A 14,394-nucleotide genomic window follows, 5' to 3' on the forward strand; every position below is an offset into this window, starting at 1 on the left:
CCGCGATGTGCGCACGTTGCGAATATATCGGGCGGCCCGCTCGTCAGCAACGCACGGCGCTCGGTCGATCGAACAGCCCCTTCATCACTCACGCCCGCGCCAGCAGCAGAACTTCGTCGCACGCTGCGGAGCATGCAGCGTTCCGGTGCGTTCCATGATCGTTCATGGGAGTAGCATGTGAGTAAATATTGGGTGGGAACGGCGTCGGCACTTGCGCTGCTGGCAGGGTGCAACGTTCAGGATCAGCCGGCACAGAATGCCGCCACATCCAACGCTGAGGCCAGCCAGAATGCAAGCTGGGATGGAAAAACCACGGACCAGCTGCGCAAGGCGATCGCCAACCGCGCCGCGCACGGCCTTGATGGCAAGCAATTCGCGATCGCGGGCGATGGCCAGGAGGCACTGACCCAGGCGGCGCTCGCTTATGCCGCCGCGCTCGCACGCGGCGCGACCGACCCGACCAAGCTGTACGACGTGTACACGGTGCCGCGCCCCGAGGGCGATCTGCGCGCCGGGCTGCAACAAGCGCTCGCCAACAAAGACGTGGCCGGATGGCTCAACAGCCTCGCCCCGCAGGACGCCAATTATCGTCGTCTCTCGCAAGTCTATCTGGAATTGCGCAAGCAGCCGGCGCAGGCGCAGCCTGCCGTTGCCGACACCGGCGACGCCATCAAGCCGGGCAGCACCGATCCGCGGGTGCCGCACATCGCGCGCCAGCTCGCCGCGCTCGACTATCTCGATGCCGGCGCGGCGCAAGGTGATCGCTACACCCCGGCGATGGTTGCCGCGGTGAAGAAGATGCAATCCGATTACGGGATGGAATCGGATGGCGTGATCGGCGCGGAGGCGCTGGCGATCCTCAACCAGTCCGATGACATGCGCGCCCGCGCCATCGCGGTGAACATGGAGCGGCTGCGCTGGCTCGAACGCAGCCCGCCGCAGACCCGCATCGACGTGAACGTCGCCGCCGCGCGGCTCAGCTATTGGCGCGATGGCAAGCTGGTCAACAGCCGCCGCGTGGTGGTGGGCGAGCCGGACACGGAAACGCCGCAGCTTGGCTCCCCTATGTTCCGCCTGGTCGCCAACCCGACCTGGACGGTGCCGCGCTCGATCCAGGAAAAGGAGATCGCGAACAAGGGTCCGGGCTATCTCAAGGCCAACAACATGGTCTGGAAGGACGGCTGGATCGTGCAGGAGCCAGGCCCCAAGAACTCGCTCGGGCTGGTGAAGTTCGACATGCAGAACGAACACGCCATCTATCTGCACGATACCCCGGCCAAGCCGCTGTTCGCCATGGTGCAGCGCGCACGCAGCCACGGCTGCGTTCGTGTCGAGGACGCGCTCGGCTTCGCGCAAATGCTGGCCGAGCAGGAAGGCGTGGTCGACGAATGGAACAAGGCGCGCGCCACCGGCAAGGAGACCTTTGTGAAGCTCCCGCGCCAGATCCCGGTACGCATGCTGTACCAGACGGTATTGTTCGACGATTCCGGTGCGCCGATCGTCCGCAACGATCCCTATGGCTGGAACGACCGCGTGTCGGAAGCACTGGGCTTCAAGGGGCCGGCATCGATGCGGGTGAAGACCGGCGCCGCGGATGTCGGGCCCTAACTTCGGCTCTACACCCGATCGTGCATGATCTCACCGGCACGCGGCTGCGCAAGTCGGGGATCATGTTCAGGCGGCGTGCACGTCCGGTAACCCGTTGCCCCGGTCGGTTTCGAGCCAGCTGTCGAACTGCCCGGCTTCCAGCGGCCGGGCGAACAGGAACCCCTGAGCCTCCTCGCACCCCGCACTGGCGAGGATCGCAGCGGCCTCCGGGGTTTCCACCCCTTCCGCAACCACGCGGTACCCCAGCTTGTGCCCGAGATCGATCATGGTTTCGACCAGCACGAAGTCCGGCCCCTGGCTCTCCATGAGATCACTCACGAACGCCCGATCGATCTTGACCACATTTGCTGGCAGCTTCTGCAGATAGGCAAGGCTGCTCTGGCCGGTGCCGAAATCGTCGATGGCGATACAGGTGCCGGTTTTCGCCAGTTCGCGCAGCATGCCCAGCGCCTGATCCGGCTGATCCATGATCGCGCTTTCGGTAAGCTCGATCTCCAGCTGGTCCGGCCGCAGATGACGCTTGAGCAAAGCAAGCTGAATGCGCTGGACCAGATCCGCTTCGGCAAGGTTGGCAGCCGAAATGTTGATCGAAAGCTTCAGGTCGAGGCCCTGCGTTGTCCAGCATGCCAACTGATCGAGCGCGGCATCAAGCACCCACTGCGTGACGGTGCGCGCCAGCGATGTCTGCTCGATAATCGGAATGAACTCGGCCGGCGAGATTTCGCCCAGGGTGGGATGCCGCCACCGCAGCAGCGCCTCGGCCCCGACGCAGCGCCCGGTGCCCAGATCGAGCCGCGGCTGAAAGACGAGCCGCAGTTGGTCCGTAGCTTCCAGTGCCACGCCGAAATCGGTGAGCAGGCCATACTGGCGGCGATGTGTGCTGTCTCGTGATGGGGAGAACAGGCCCACGCCCCCGTCGGTCGATCGCGCGTCCTGGGCCGCGCTCATGGCACCGCGCAGGACGTCCTCCGGCGATTCCACGCCCAGTGTGAAGGGCCGTACGCCGATGGCCACGCTGGTGACAAAGCGGACGGACGAGGTGCCGCGGAACTGTGTGCATGCGGTTCGCAGCATCTGCAGATAGGCTTCCTGTCCGACGCCAGATCCGGACAGGAACGCGAATTGTGTCGCCCCGACGTGATAGATCATCCGATCCGGCCCCAGCGCCGTACGAAGCATCAGCGCAGCTTCGCGGACCATCTCGTCAACGCGCCCGCTGCCCAGAACGCGTGCCATCTTGCCGATCTGATCGTCGCTGGCGCGATCCACGATAACGGCAAAGCGTTCTTCCCCGGGGTGATCACGCGCCAGATCGATCAGGTCGTCGCGGAACTGAATGCGGCTGGGCAGGCCGCTGACCGAATCGATTCGGCCGAACGCATGCTGAAGCTCGATCTGCGCCATGACGATGGCGGCAAGATCGGTGAGTGCCCGCAGCTCATGGGGCGACGCCTGCCGCGGCTCGGTGCCCAGAACGCATAGCGATCCCAGGCCATAGCCATCACTGGTGACCAGCGGGGCACCGGCATAAAAACGCGTTCCGTTGCGCGCCAGCAGGCTGTCGGCATAAACGGGATCGGCGAGAAAATCGTTGATTACCAGCGGCTTGGTTGTCTCGGCCACTTCCGCGCACGGTGCCTTGTCTCGCGGAATGCTGCAGTGATCGACGCCGACGCGCGACTTGAACCATTGCCGGTCACGATCGGTGAGCGAGACGGCAGCAATGGGCAGGCCGAAGATCTGGCTTGCCATGCGCGTGATCCGATCGAAGCTTTCGCTCGCCGGCGTATCCAGCAAGTTGAGTTGCCGGAGAACGTCGAGTCGCGCATCCTCCTGGTAATCGTGCATCGGTAACTCCTCGGAGCAAGCGTAACCGATCACGATTAACGGTTTACTGCTGTTCGGCGCATCCGAACCGCTGCTGCTGCATGCGGACCCCAGGATTCATTTTAGCAGGGTGAGCCTCCATCGGGTCTCCGGCCGCTTTTATTCGGCCAGCCCACTGGACGAAACAACGTCCCCCGTACGGAAGCAATGAAGCCGTGACACGTTCGCCGCGCGCCTGAACGAGCGCGAACGCAAAGACTGGCCGTTCCCCCTGCACCCGCACGCCCTGACCGCCAGAGCACCGATCATTTCGGCGGGCCCGGGGGTGGAGCGCAGGCTCCCGCCCCTCCCGGCACGCGCGCGCCTCAGCTCTCCGGCGTTTCCAGCAGCTTGTCGATGGTGATCGGCAACTCCCGCACGCGCTTGCCAGTGGCATGGTAGATCGCGTTGGCGATCGCCGCCGCCGTGCCGACAATCCCGATCTCGCCCAGTCCCTTGACGCCCAGCGGCGACACTTCGGGATCGGGCTCATGCACGAAGATCACGTCGATATCGTGCACATCGGCATGCGCGGGCACATGATATTCGGCGTAATTGTGGTTCATCCACCGGCCCAGCGTCCGGTCGGCGAACGTCTCCTCGTGCAGCGCCATGCCCATGCCCATCACCACGCCGCCCAGGATCTGGCTGCGCGCGGTTTTCGGGTTGATGATCCGCCCCGCCGCGACGGCATTCACGACGCGGGTGACGCGCACCTGGTTCAGTTCCTCGTCCACGCGCACCTCGCAGAAGATCGCGCTGTGCGTATTGCGTGACTTGCGCGCCATGGACACCATGTCGTGGACGCCGGGCTTGGCGGTTTCCTCCACCTCGATCCGGTCCAGCCCGGCCGCCGCCATCACCTCGGTCAGGCTCACGCGAATGTCCGGATTATCACGCCGGATCATCGCGCCATCGGCGAATTCCAGCCCCTCGATCCCGTTGACACCGCGAAACGGCGTGCCTTCCAGCTTGTCCGCCGCCGACAGCAGCTTCTTCGCCACCGACTGGCAGGCGAGCTGCACCGCCGCGCCGGTGGACGCCGCGCCCCAGGAGCCGCCCTCGACGGGCGCTTCGGGCAGGTCGCTGTCGCCCAGCTTCGCGGTGATCTGTTCGGGCGGCAGGCCCAGCGTATCGGCGGCGACCTGCACCATCACCGTATAGGTGCCCGTTCCGATATCGGAGCTCGCGGAGGCGACCTCCAGCTTGCCGTCGGCGGTCAGCACCGCGCGCGCCGCCGTCTTGCTGAACTGCGCGTCCCACATGCCGGTGGCGACGCCCCAGCCGATCAGCTCGCGGCCTTCCTTCATCGATCGCGGCTCGGGCGATCTCTTAGCCCAGCCAAAGCGCGCCGCGCCTTCCTGGTACGCCTCGCGCAGCGCCTTGGAGGTATAAGGCGTGCCGTTCATCGCATCCACCTCCGAATAATTGAGGAGGCGGAAGTCCAGCGGATCGACACCGGCCGCATAGGCCATTTCGTCCATCGCGATCTCGAACAGCGTCATGCCCGTCGCCGCGCCCGGCGCGCGCATGTCGGCGGAGGTGTAGGTGTCGCGCGGCGCGATCGCATATTCGCCGCTGGCATTCGGGCAGTCGTAACCCATCATGCCCCAGACGACGATGTCCTCCATGTTGCTCTCGAAGCGCGAGGTGGAGGTGGTCGCGTCGTTGATCATCGTGGTGAGCTTGCCGTTCGGCTCGGCGCCCAGGCTGATCGAATAGGTGCATTCCGGCCGATGCGCATGGGTGAACATCTGCTGGCGCGTCATCACCACGCGCACCGAACGCTCCAGATGGATCGCGCCCATCACGGCGAGCTGTACCTGCCATTGCGGTCGCAGCCCCGATCCGAAGCCGCCGCCGACATAGGCGTTGACGACGCGCACGTTCTTTTTGCCGAGGCCGAACGCGCTGGCGAGATAGGCCTGCGTCCCCTGCGATCCCTGCACCTTGTCATAAACGGTGATCGTGCCGTCGCCGTGCCACTCCACCGTGGAAGCATGCATCTCCATCGGATTATGGTGCTCGGTGGCGAGGTGATACTCGCCGTGCATCTTTACCGGCGCCGCCGCAAAGGCCGCTTCCGCATCGCCGCGGTTCTTGGGCGGGTGATAATTGTTGCGCCGCTTCAGGTACGATGGCGTGAACTTCTCCGCGAGCGACGCTTCGAAATCGACATTATGCGCTTCTTCCTCGTAGCGCACCTCGATCAGGCTGGCAGCGAAGCGCGCCGCCTCGAATGTCTCGGCCACCACCAGCGCCACCGGCTGGCCGGCGAACAGGACCGTGTCGTCGTGAAGCGCCTTGAACGGTTCGCCGGGGATCGACAGCTCGTCCTTCCAGCTGCGGTCGAGCCACGCCTGCTTCGGCCGGTTGAGGTGGCTGATCACGTCGACCACACCCGGCACCGCGCGTGCCGCTGCCTCGTCGATCGACAGGATCTTGCCCTTGGTGATCCGCGAATTGACGGCCATGCCGTGCAGCAGGCCCGAAACATTGTATTCGGCGGCATATTTCGCGCGCCCGGTCACCTTTTCCACGCCGTCCACGCGGGACAGGGATGAGCCGATGCCGATCTTGGCTGAAGCGTTCATGGCAGGCTCCTCAGGCGATACGCTTGTCGGTTTGCGATTGCGGCGTGCCCGCGGCGGCTTGCGCCAGCGCGCGCACGATCGCGCGGCGGGCAAGGCCGATCTTGAAATCATTCTCGCCCTGGCCCTGCGCGCCCTTCAGCAGCGCCTCGGCAACGGTGCGGAACGCTTCCTCGCCCGGCCGCTCGCCGCGTAGCAGCCGCTCCGCCTCGGGCACGCGCCACGGCTTGTGCGCCACGCCGCCCAGCGCCACGCGCGCCTCCGCAATCTCGCCATCCTCCATCTTCAGTCCGACCGCGACCGAGACGAGCGCAAAGGCATAAGACAACCGATCGCGCAGCTTCAGATACGTGTAGTTGCTGGCGAACCCTTCCGCCGGCAAGTCGATGGCGGTGACGAGTTCGCCGAGGCGGAGCGTGTTGTCGCGCCACGGCTCGTCGCCGGGCAGGCGGTGATAATCGGCAAAGGGGATGGTGCGCTCGCCGTCCGGCCCGCTCACCTGCACCTCCGCCTCCAGTGCGGCGAGTGCGATGCACATGTCGGACGGATGGGTTGCGATGCATTGGTCGCTCGTGCCCAGGATGGCATGGATGCGGTTCACCCCGCCGATCGCGCCGCAGCCCTCGCCGGGGCTGCGCTTGTTGCACGGCGTGTCGACGTCGTAGAAATAATAACAGCGCGTGCGCTGGTTGAGGTTCCCGCCATTGGTCGCCGCATTGCGCAACTGCGGCGAGGCGCCAGCGAGGATTGCGGAGGCGAGCAGCGGATAGCGCGCCTGCACCTCCGGATGATAGGCAGTGTCGGCATTGCTGGCGAGCGCCCCCAGCCGCAGCCCGCGGCCCTCGCGCGGCTCGATCGCCTTCAGCGGCAGCCGGTTGATGTCGATGACCTGCAGCGGCCGCGCGACATTCTCCTTCATCAAGTCGACGAGGTTGGTCCCCCCGGCGAGATAGGCGGCGTGCTCGGCCCGCCCCGCCGCAATCGCCTCGTTCGTCGCATCGGGGCGCTGATAGTCGAAGCGAATCATGCGCCCTTCTCCGTTTGGAGCACCTCGATCACCGCGTCGGCGATGTTGGTATAAGCGCCGCAGCGGCACAGATTGCCGCTCATCTGCTCACGCACCTCGTCGCGGGTTTTCGCATGCCCCTCGTTGATCAGGCCCTGCGCCGAACAAATCTGCCCGGGTGTGCAATAGCCGCACTGGAACGCGTCATGCTCGATGAAGGCGGCTTGCAGCGGGTGGAGCGCGCCAGGCTCACCCAGCCCCTCGATCGTCGTCACCTCGCATCCGTCCAGCGTCACCGCCAGCTTCAGGCAACTGTTCATCCTTTTGCCGTCGATCAGCACGGTGCACGCCCCGCACTGGCCATGGTCGCAGCCCTTTTTCGATCCGGTGAGGTCGAGCTTGTCGCGCAGCAGGTCGAGCAAGCTCGTCCACGGCTCCACCTGAAGCGTGCGCGCTTCGCCGTTGATGGTCAGGTTCAGCGGCAGCGTGCCGATCGGGTCGGCGGCCACCCGCTGCCCGGCGGCGCGATCCAGCGTGACGGCTTCGTTCATGGACGAGACTCCTTCAGGCCATGTCCGCCGATAAGGCGGCCGTTCTTCTCCAGATCCTGTCCGCTCACCGGCCGGAACCGGGCTCGGAAAGGCCGCGGTGGATCTGCGCTGCGGCCTTGTCCGGCAAGACATCGGCGATCGCGCCCACCACCTTGTTCTTCAGCGTGGGGATCACCTTGTCCTTGCCCGCCATCAGCGCATCGACACCCGCCTTGGCGACCACCGCCGGATCATCCTTGTTCGCCTGCCCGGCGCGCGTGTCGTCCATGTCGGCGCGGTGGAAGAAATCGGTCTCGGTCACGCTCGGCATCAGTACGGTCACCGTGATCCCGGTATCCTTCAGCTCGTTGCGCAGCGCCTCGCCGAACCAGCGCAGAAACACCTTGGTGGCACCATAAACCGCCTCGAACGGGTCCGGCATGGTGGCCGCAATGGATGACGTGAACAGGATCCGCCCGCTGTCCCGCGCCGTCATGTCGCGCAGCACCAGCTTGGTCAGGTGCACCGCGCCGCGCACGTTCAGGTCGATCATCTGCAACTCGGTGGCGAGGTCCGTTTCCGCGAACGGCCCGCCCAGCCCGATCCCGGCGTTCACGCACAGCACGTCCACCGGGCGCCCGCCAATCGCGCGATGCAGTCCCTCGACCGCTTCTGCCGTGCCGAGATCGCCGGCATAGGTTTCGACCCGCGCGCCGCCGGACGCAAGCTGCGCCGCGGCATCCCGCAGATGCTGCTCATCTTCTGCCGCTATCAGCAGGTCATGCCCCCGCTCGCCCAGCTCGCGCGCCAGCTCCAGTCCGATGCCGTTCGAGCCGCCGGTGACGACCGCAAAGGGGCGTGCGGCGGGGTTGCCGGTGGTATCGCTCATTGCAGGGTCTTTCGCTTGAATGTTGTCCGACCCGAACGGGCGAGCGGGCTAAAGGCTGCGCAAGACCTGCGGTTGTTCAATCCCTTCCCGCCGCTCTTCCCCAAGCCACATCCCCGGCCAGCGCGATGGCTCGGAGCTCAGGCGGGCGGCTTGGATTGCGCGTCCGGGTCGAGCCCGGTGGCCGGCACGTCTGTGTTGTCACCGTCCTCCATGCCGAAACGCGTGGTGCCGCCTTCCCCGCCCTGTTGCGGCCGGGTTTCGCCGGCATGGTTTTCCGCCTGCTGCTTGTCGTCTGCGTTGTTGTTGTCCTGCATCACGTCCTCCATTCCGGATCATCAACTCCCCGGGCGGTCGCCGGGTCCGAGATCGAGCCGTCCACAAGTTTTCCACAGCGTCACGCACAGCTTTCCCACAAGATCGTCACCGCTTGTTCACAGCGGCCCCCACAGCTTGTTCGCCCCTTTCTCCACAGGTTATGCACAGCCATGCCGCCGACCGATCCCGCCGTTTCCATCCGCTCGCTCGGCCCCGCGGATCTTCCCGCCGCGCTTGCGATCCAGGCGGCAAGCTATCCGGCGTTTCTGTGCGAGGATGAGGCAGCGTTTCTGAGCCGGCTGAAGATTGCCGCGTCGTGCTGTCTTGCCGCCGTGCGCGGGGAAACGCTGATCGCTTATCTCCTGGCGCACGGCTGGCCAGGCGAGGCGCCGCCCCCGGTCGGAACGGTCCTGCCGCGCCGGGCGGCGAGCGAGGTGCTGTTCATTCACGATCTCGCCGTTGCGTCAGTTGGACGCGGCACGGGGATAGGCAGCCGGCTGGTACGGGAGGCGTTTGCGCTGGCGAGCGACCTCAACCTTTCTCGCGCCGAGCTGATCGCGGTCGAAGGCGCCGCCGATTATTGGCGCATGCTGGGCTTTGCCGAGGCGCCATGCACCCCAGCGCTTGCCGCAAAGGTAGCGTCCTACGGTCCGGCTGCGCGCTGGATGACACGGGCGATCGGCTGAACGGCCCTGCGCCCAGTCCGCGCCCTGGCGATCAGCGCCACCATGGCCTCCGCCGAACCAAGCCGCCCACCTCGACGTGTAGAGGCGCTCAGGACGCGGCGCCGAACAGCGGGAGCGCCGGTGCCGCTTCCGGGGCTGGCACATCGAAATTAGAGACGGTGACGCCGACCAGCCGGATCCCCGTATCGGGCGGGTAGATCGAGCGGACGAGGTCGAGGCTGGCCTGGCGCAGCAGCGCCTGGTCGGCGATCGCGCCCGCATGACTGCGGCTGCGGGTGATCAGGCGAAAATCCTGGAACTTGATCTTCACCGTCACCGTGCGGCCGAAGGCTTGCGCCTTTTCGCACCATTCCCAGACATCGTCTGCCATGAGCAGCACGCCGGCCTCGATCTCGGCCGGCTCGGTCAGATCGCGGTTGAACGTGGTTTCGGAGCCGGAGGATTTGCGCACGCGGTTGGGGTTCACCGGGCGATGATCCTCGGCGCGCGCAATGGCGTGGTACCAGCCGGCCGAACTGCCGAAATGCTGCTCCAGAAATGCTAGCGACTTGGCGCGCAGATCAGCGCCGGTTTCGATGCCCAGCCGCTTCATCTTTGCCGCGGTTACCGGCCCGACGCCGTGGAAGCGCGCGACCGGGAGGGTCTCGACCCAGGCCGGCCCCATGTCCGGCGTCACGGCGAACTGGCCGTTCGGCTTGCGGTGATCGGAGGCGAGCTTGGCGAGAAACTTGTTGTAGCTGATGCCGGCGGACGCAGTGAGGCCGGTTTCCGCCAGGATGCGCGCGCGGATCGCCTTTGCGGTGGCCCAGGCGGTGGGGAGGCCGGCGCGGTTCGCCGTCACGTCCAGATAGGCCTCGTCAAGCGACAGCGGCTGGATGAGATCGGTGTACTCGGCGAAGATCGCTTGGATCTGACGCGACACGGCCTTGTACACGTCAAAACGGGGCCGCACGAAAACAAGGTCCGGGCAGCGGCGCAGTGCAGTGACCGAGGGAAGCGCCGAGCGGACGCCAAAGGCGCGCGCCTCATAGCTCGCTGCCGCCACCACCCCGCGCGCCGCGGCATGGCCGACCGCCACGGGCCGCCCGCGCAGCGCCGGATCGTCGCGCTGCTCCACCGACGCGAAAAAGGCGTCCATGTCGACATGGATGATCTTTCGTATCGATCCAGCTTCCATGCCGTCCGCGTCCATGGCGCCTCATGTAGCAGCGGGAGAACACAAACGGAACAGCGGATCACCCCGGCAGGGCGCCGGGCTGACGCATTGCCGCAGCATTCCGACACTATATCGTGGAACGACGCCGCTCGTGCCGCGCTGTGACCATGACGGACGCCGCATCGGCCGCATCGTCACACCAAGGGCCGGACGCATGGATCCGGCAAGATGGAGTATTCATGCCCGACAAGAACGCGATCCTGTACCGCATGGTCCTGCCCGATCACACGTGCCCCTTTGGCGTGCGCGCCAAGCAGATGCTGGAAGGCGCCGGCTACCACGTCGACGACCGCCTGCTTTCAACGCGTGAGGAGGTGGACGCGTTCAAGAACGAACATGGCGTGGCAACGACGCCGCAGGTGTTCATCGGCGGCGAGCGGATCGGCGGGAGCGACGATCTGGAACGGTATCTGGCCGCATGAGCGCGGCTGTCACCTCCAAGGCCGGCCTCCCCCGACCGGCTGCCGCCGCGATCGTCGCTGGCGTGCTGGGCGCAAGCGCACTGCTGGGGAGGCGCAACGCGCCCGACCGGTCTCACCCTCGCACCCGTGCCTGGTACAAGCGGCTCGACAAACCCGGCTTCACCCCGCCCGATGCCGCCTTTGGCGCGGTCTGGCCGACGCTGGAAACCGGCCTGGCTGTGGGCGGCTATCGCCTGCTGCGCCAGCCGCCGGGCGCGCAGCGTAACCTGGCCATCGGGTTGTGGCTCCTCAACACCGGCATGATCGGCGGCTGGACGGAGCTTTTCTTTCGCAAGCGCGCGCTTGGCGCGAGCGCGATTGCGTCGGGCGCGATGGTGGCGAGCGGCGCGGGCTATGTCGCCTCCGCAGCAAAGCTCGATCGCCCGGCGGCGCTGCTGGGCGTGCCGTTCGTCGCGTGGGTCGGCTTTGCCACTATCCTGGCCGAGCAGGTGTGGCAGTGGAACGGCGGCGTGCGCCAAGACGCCGATCCGGCGCAATCGGCCGGCGCCTGATCGCGACGGCAGGCGAGCACTAACCCGCTGCCCTAAAGAACGATCGCTGACTCTGGGGCCAAGGCGAGTAGCGGCTCCCCGCGACACCCAACAGCACCGGAACGGCGGGGGCACCCCCGCCGCCGGGGTTACTTCTCGGGTGTCGCCATGCCGGCCATGTCGTGACCGGCGTGCCCGCCATGACTCGCCGCGCCCGCCATGTCGTGGCCGGCGTGCTCGCCGCCCTGTTCCATGCCCGACATGTTGTGCCCGGCGTGATCGCCGTCCTTCTTCATGTCAGCGCAGCCTTGCGTCTTGCCCTGCTTGCAGCAGTCGGCTCCGTCCTTGCAGCATGCCTTGCCAGCGGCGCAATCAGGCGCCGCGAACGCGGTAGCGGGGGCGAGCGCCAGCACCGCGGCCACGCCGATGAACTTGATCATCTTCATGTATGTATTCCTTGAGCTTGCGTGATCATGGTCTTTATCCGGTGATCACGCTGTTCGGGGAGGCGGCGGCACAGGCCGGTCGGTCCGGCCCTGGAGCGCGGGATGCTCCGCGGCCGCGGGTATGACGAGCGTCGGCACTGCAGCGGCGGCGACAAACAGACGATCCGTCTCCGTCGCCACGCAGGCACCGGCACAAGCGCCAAGCCCGACCTCACGCTGCGTGCCACGGGCAGGTGCGGACCGCTCACAGTCCGCTATCGACACGTGGCTGGCCACTGGCGGCGCAGCGATGGCCATGGTCTCGCAGAGCGGCCCCGTGCGCACGAACATCATCATGCCCAAAGTAAGGAGCGCCAATGCGCGGATGATGCTGCGAAGCCGCATGTGCCCGATGTATGATACTCTTTCCAAACCCACCATCATGATCAGAAAAGACCCGATCGGCCGGTTCGATCAATGCAGCATACCCTGATCGACTCAGTCGATGATTGTGACATATTATTTCTGCGGAAAATACGTATGTGCCGAAATCGTTGAAAAACCGCGGTATTCACCTGTGTGCCGTGGAGAGCAGCAGCCGCTCGCGAACCGTTCACGTCAATTAACCAGCCAATCCTCCTACTATGGCTTTGCAAGGGAACGACACTGCCGCCTCCGATGCGGCCCGGGGAATAACACATGCGTTGGTTTGAAGCTGAAGCACCCATCAGGAAGAAGACGCTGATCGCGTTCGGGTCGCTTCTCGCGCTTCCTGGCAGCCTGACCGTCATCGCGTTGCTGCGGGGGGACTGGTGGATAGCAGCGGTGGGGTTGATCGCGACCCTGATGGGCGCGTTGCTGGCGCATCAGTTCCGCAAGGCAATCTGCGATCCTTACGTAAATACCGTAGTTCGCATGGAGGCGCTGGCCGCCGGCGATCTGAACAGCCCAATCGCTTATACCGAATACAAGGATTGCGTGGGCCGGATGACGCGCGCGATGTTCACCTTTCGCGACACCGCGCAGGAACAGATCCGCTCTGCCAAGGAACAGGACGAAGTGGTCGCCATGCTGCGCACTGCTCTTGGCCGACTGACGCACGGCGATCTGTCGGGTGACATCACCGGCGACTTCCCCGGCAGCTATGCCGAGCTGAAGACGAACTTCAACGCGGCGCTGGAATCGCTGCGTGGGCTGATCGGCGCAGTGGGCGAGACGACCGATGCCATCCGTACCGGTTCGGGCGAGATTGCCCATGCCTCTGAAGACCTTGCGCGCCGCACCGAAGCGAATGCCGCCAGCCTGGAGGAAACCTCGGCAGCGGTGACGCAGATGGACGGCCGGCTGAAGGCCACCGCCGCCGCCGCTGGCCGCACCGTCGAGCGTGCGGATGGCGCGATCGCCACCGTGCAGGGTGGGCGGACCATCGCCGACGAAGCGATGCAGGCAATGGCGCGCGTCAACGACAGCGCGAAAGGCATCGACAGCGTGATCGAGGGGCTCGACAAGATCGCGTTCCAGACCCGCGTCCTCGCGATGAACGCGGCGGTCGAGGCCGGCCGCGCCGGCGAGGCGGGCCGCGGCTTTGCGGTGGTCGCCGACCTCGTCAGCGCGCTGGCGATGCGCGCGGAGGAAGAGGCCGGCCGCGCCCGCGACCAGTTGACCGCCACGCAGACCGACATCGTTTCGGCGGTGGGCATGGTGCAGAAGGTCGACCTGGCGCTTGCCGAAATCTCCGGCGACGTGGGCGAAGTCCATGCGCTGCTCGGCCAGATCGCCACCGACAATCACGCGCAATCTGCCGCCATCACCGAGGTGTCGACCGCAATCCAGGCGATGGACCAGGCGACGCAGCAGAATGCCGCGATGGTTGAAGAAACCTCGGCGGCGGCGCGTACGCTCGCTGGCGAGGTGGAGATGCTGGCTGAGCAGGCGTCCAAGTTCGAAACCGGCCGCGGCCGGCCGGCGAGCCGCACTGCCCCCACGCGCCACGCCAGCGCACCCGTCAGCTTCGTGCCGCGCAGCAAGGTCTCCGGCGCCGCTGGCCGCGCCGCGGACCGCGAATTGGCGCATGATGACTGGGCGACCTTCTAGGCGCGGGTATCACCGGGAGCAGGCGGGCGTAGCCGGACGCCCGCTGCTTCACGGGCCTCCAGCGTTCTAACGGCGGCCACAGAGCACGATATTTTCCCGAACACCTCGGCACCTGAGATGTTGCGGCACTGAGACGGATGACCTAGCGTCAGCCCGTTCTCGGGAGTTTTTGAAATGATCCAGCGTCACCGCTAACGGCGGCAAAGCATCGGCTAG

Annotated in this window: 14 protein-coding genes; 5 read left to right on the forward strand and 9 right to left on the reverse strand. The window is 66.1% G+C overall.

Going from position 1 to position 14,394, the window contains the following annotated elements:
* Positions 1 to 177 precede the first annotated feature (177 nt).
* Positions 178 to 1,608: a L,D-transpeptidase family protein gene (locus SPMU_RS11065; RefSeq protein ID WP_245833108.1), complete on the forward strand. Its 1,431-nt coding sequence runs from the start codon at positions 178 to 180 to the stop codon at positions 1,606 to 1,608.
* Between the two features lie 66 nt (positions 1,609 to 1,674).
* Here SPMU_RS11065 and SPMU_RS11070 read toward each other — a convergent pair whose 3' ends face one another.
* The 6 genes from SPMU_RS11070 to SPMU_RS16930 form a co-directional block, all read right to left on the reverse strand.
* Positions 1,675 to 3,456, reverse strand: a complete 1,782-nt coding sequence (locus SPMU_RS11070; RefSeq protein ID WP_088333932.1) for a putative bifunctional diguanylate cyclase/phosphodiesterase — start codon at positions 3,454 to 3,456, stop codon at positions 1,675 to 1,677.
* 344 nt (positions 3,457 to 3,800) lie between these two features.
* Complete coding sequence (locus tag SPMU_RS11075) at positions 3,801 to 6,068, reverse strand: xanthine dehydrogenase family protein molybdopterin-binding subunit (protein WP_088333933.1); 2,268 nt, start codon at positions 6,066 to 6,068, stop codon at positions 3,801 to 3,803.
* Positions 6,069 to 6,078: 10 nt separating this feature from the next.
* On the reverse strand, positions 6,079 to 7,092 hold the full coding sequence (locus tag SPMU_RS11080; RefSeq protein WP_088333934.1) for an FAD binding domain-containing protein: 1,014 nt from the start codon (positions 7,090 to 7,092) through the stop codon (positions 6,079 to 6,081).
* Positions 7,089 to 7,622 carry a (2Fe-2S)-binding protein gene (locus SPMU_RS11085; protein WP_088333935.1) on the reverse strand — a complete coding sequence of 178 codons (534 nt, stop codon included), beginning with the start codon at positions 7,620 to 7,622 and terminating at the stop codon, positions 7,089 to 7,091. The genes SPMU_RS11080 and SPMU_RS11085 overlap by 4 nt, the downstream gene beginning before the upstream one ends.
* Positions 7,623 to 7,686: 64 nt before the next feature.
* Positions 7,687 to 8,490, reverse strand: coding sequence for an SDR family NAD(P)-dependent oxidoreductase (locus SPMU_RS11090; RefSeq protein ID WP_088333936.1), 804 nt, complete (start codon positions 8,488 to 8,490; stop codon positions 7,687 to 7,689).
* 137 nt (positions 8,491 to 8,627) lie between these two features.
* Positions 8,628 to 8,804, reverse strand: a complete 177-nt coding sequence (locus tag SPMU_RS16930; RefSeq protein ID WP_169715694.1) for a hypothetical protein — start codon at positions 8,802 to 8,804, stop codon at positions 8,628 to 8,630.
* A 171-nt stretch (positions 8,805 to 8,975) separates the two neighbouring features.
* On the opposite strand from SPMU_RS16930, the gene SPMU_RS11100 reads away from it, so the two are divergent.
* On the forward strand, positions 8,976 to 9,491 hold the full coding sequence (locus SPMU_RS11100; protein ID WP_088333938.1) for a GNAT family N-acetyltransferase: 516 nt from the start codon (positions 8,976 to 8,978) through the stop codon (positions 9,489 to 9,491).
* A gap of 88 nt (positions 9,492 to 9,579) precedes the next feature.
* Here the strand turns inward: SPMU_RS11100 and dinB are convergent, their stop codons facing one another.
* Positions 9,580 to 10,668: a DNA polymerase IV gene (gene dinB / locus SPMU_RS11105; protein WP_088334125.1), complete on the reverse strand. Its 1,089-nt coding sequence runs from the start codon at positions 10,666 to 10,668 to the stop codon at positions 9,580 to 9,582.
* A 218-nt stretch (positions 10,669 to 10,886) separates the two neighbouring features.
* Between dinB and SPMU_RS11110 the strand changes: the two genes are divergently transcribed.
* Together SPMU_RS11110 and SPMU_RS11115 are read left to right on the forward strand one after the other, a co-directional pair.
* Positions 10,887 to 11,129: a glutaredoxin domain-containing protein gene (locus tag SPMU_RS11110; protein ID WP_088333939.1), complete on the forward strand. Its 243-nt coding sequence runs from the start codon at positions 10,887 to 10,889 to the stop codon at positions 11,127 to 11,129.
* A complete protein-coding gene (locus SPMU_RS11115) occupies positions 11,126 to 11,680 on the forward strand; it encodes a TspO/MBR family protein (protein WP_088333940.1) in 555 nt (184 codons plus the stop codon). Before SPMU_RS11110 ends, SPMU_RS11115 begins: the two co-directional genes overlap by 4 nt.
* Before the next feature lie 128 nt (positions 11,681 to 11,808).
* Here the strand turns inward: SPMU_RS11115 and SPMU_RS17095 are convergent, their stop codons facing one another.
* Together SPMU_RS17095 and SPMU_RS11125 are read right to left on the reverse strand one after the other, a co-directional pair.
* Positions 11,809 to 12,105, reverse strand: coding sequence for a hypothetical protein (locus tag SPMU_RS17095; protein WP_211275776.1), 297 nt, complete (start codon positions 12,103 to 12,105; stop codon positions 11,809 to 11,811).
* Positions 12,106 to 12,150: 45 nt separating this feature from the next.
* Positions 12,151 to 12,489, reverse strand: a complete 339-nt coding sequence (locus tag SPMU_RS11125) for a hypothetical protein (protein ID WP_140418457.1) — start codon at positions 12,487 to 12,489, stop codon at positions 12,151 to 12,153.
* Between the two features lie 294 nt (positions 12,490 to 12,783).
* Here SPMU_RS11125 and SPMU_RS11130 point away from each other — a divergent pair, with 294 nt between their 5' ends.
* Positions 12,784 to 14,178: a methyl-accepting chemotaxis protein gene (locus SPMU_RS11130; RefSeq protein ID WP_088333942.1), complete on the forward strand. Its 1,395-nt coding sequence runs from the start codon at positions 12,784 to 12,786 to the stop codon at positions 14,176 to 14,178.
* Positions 14,179 to 14,394 lie beyond the last annotated feature (216 nt).

This window comes from Sphingomonas mucosissima (assembly GCF_002197665.1).
GTDB classification, from domain to species: Bacteria; Pseudomonadota; Alphaproteobacteria; order Sphingomonadales; family Sphingomonadaceae; genus Sphingomonas; species Sphingomonas mucosissima.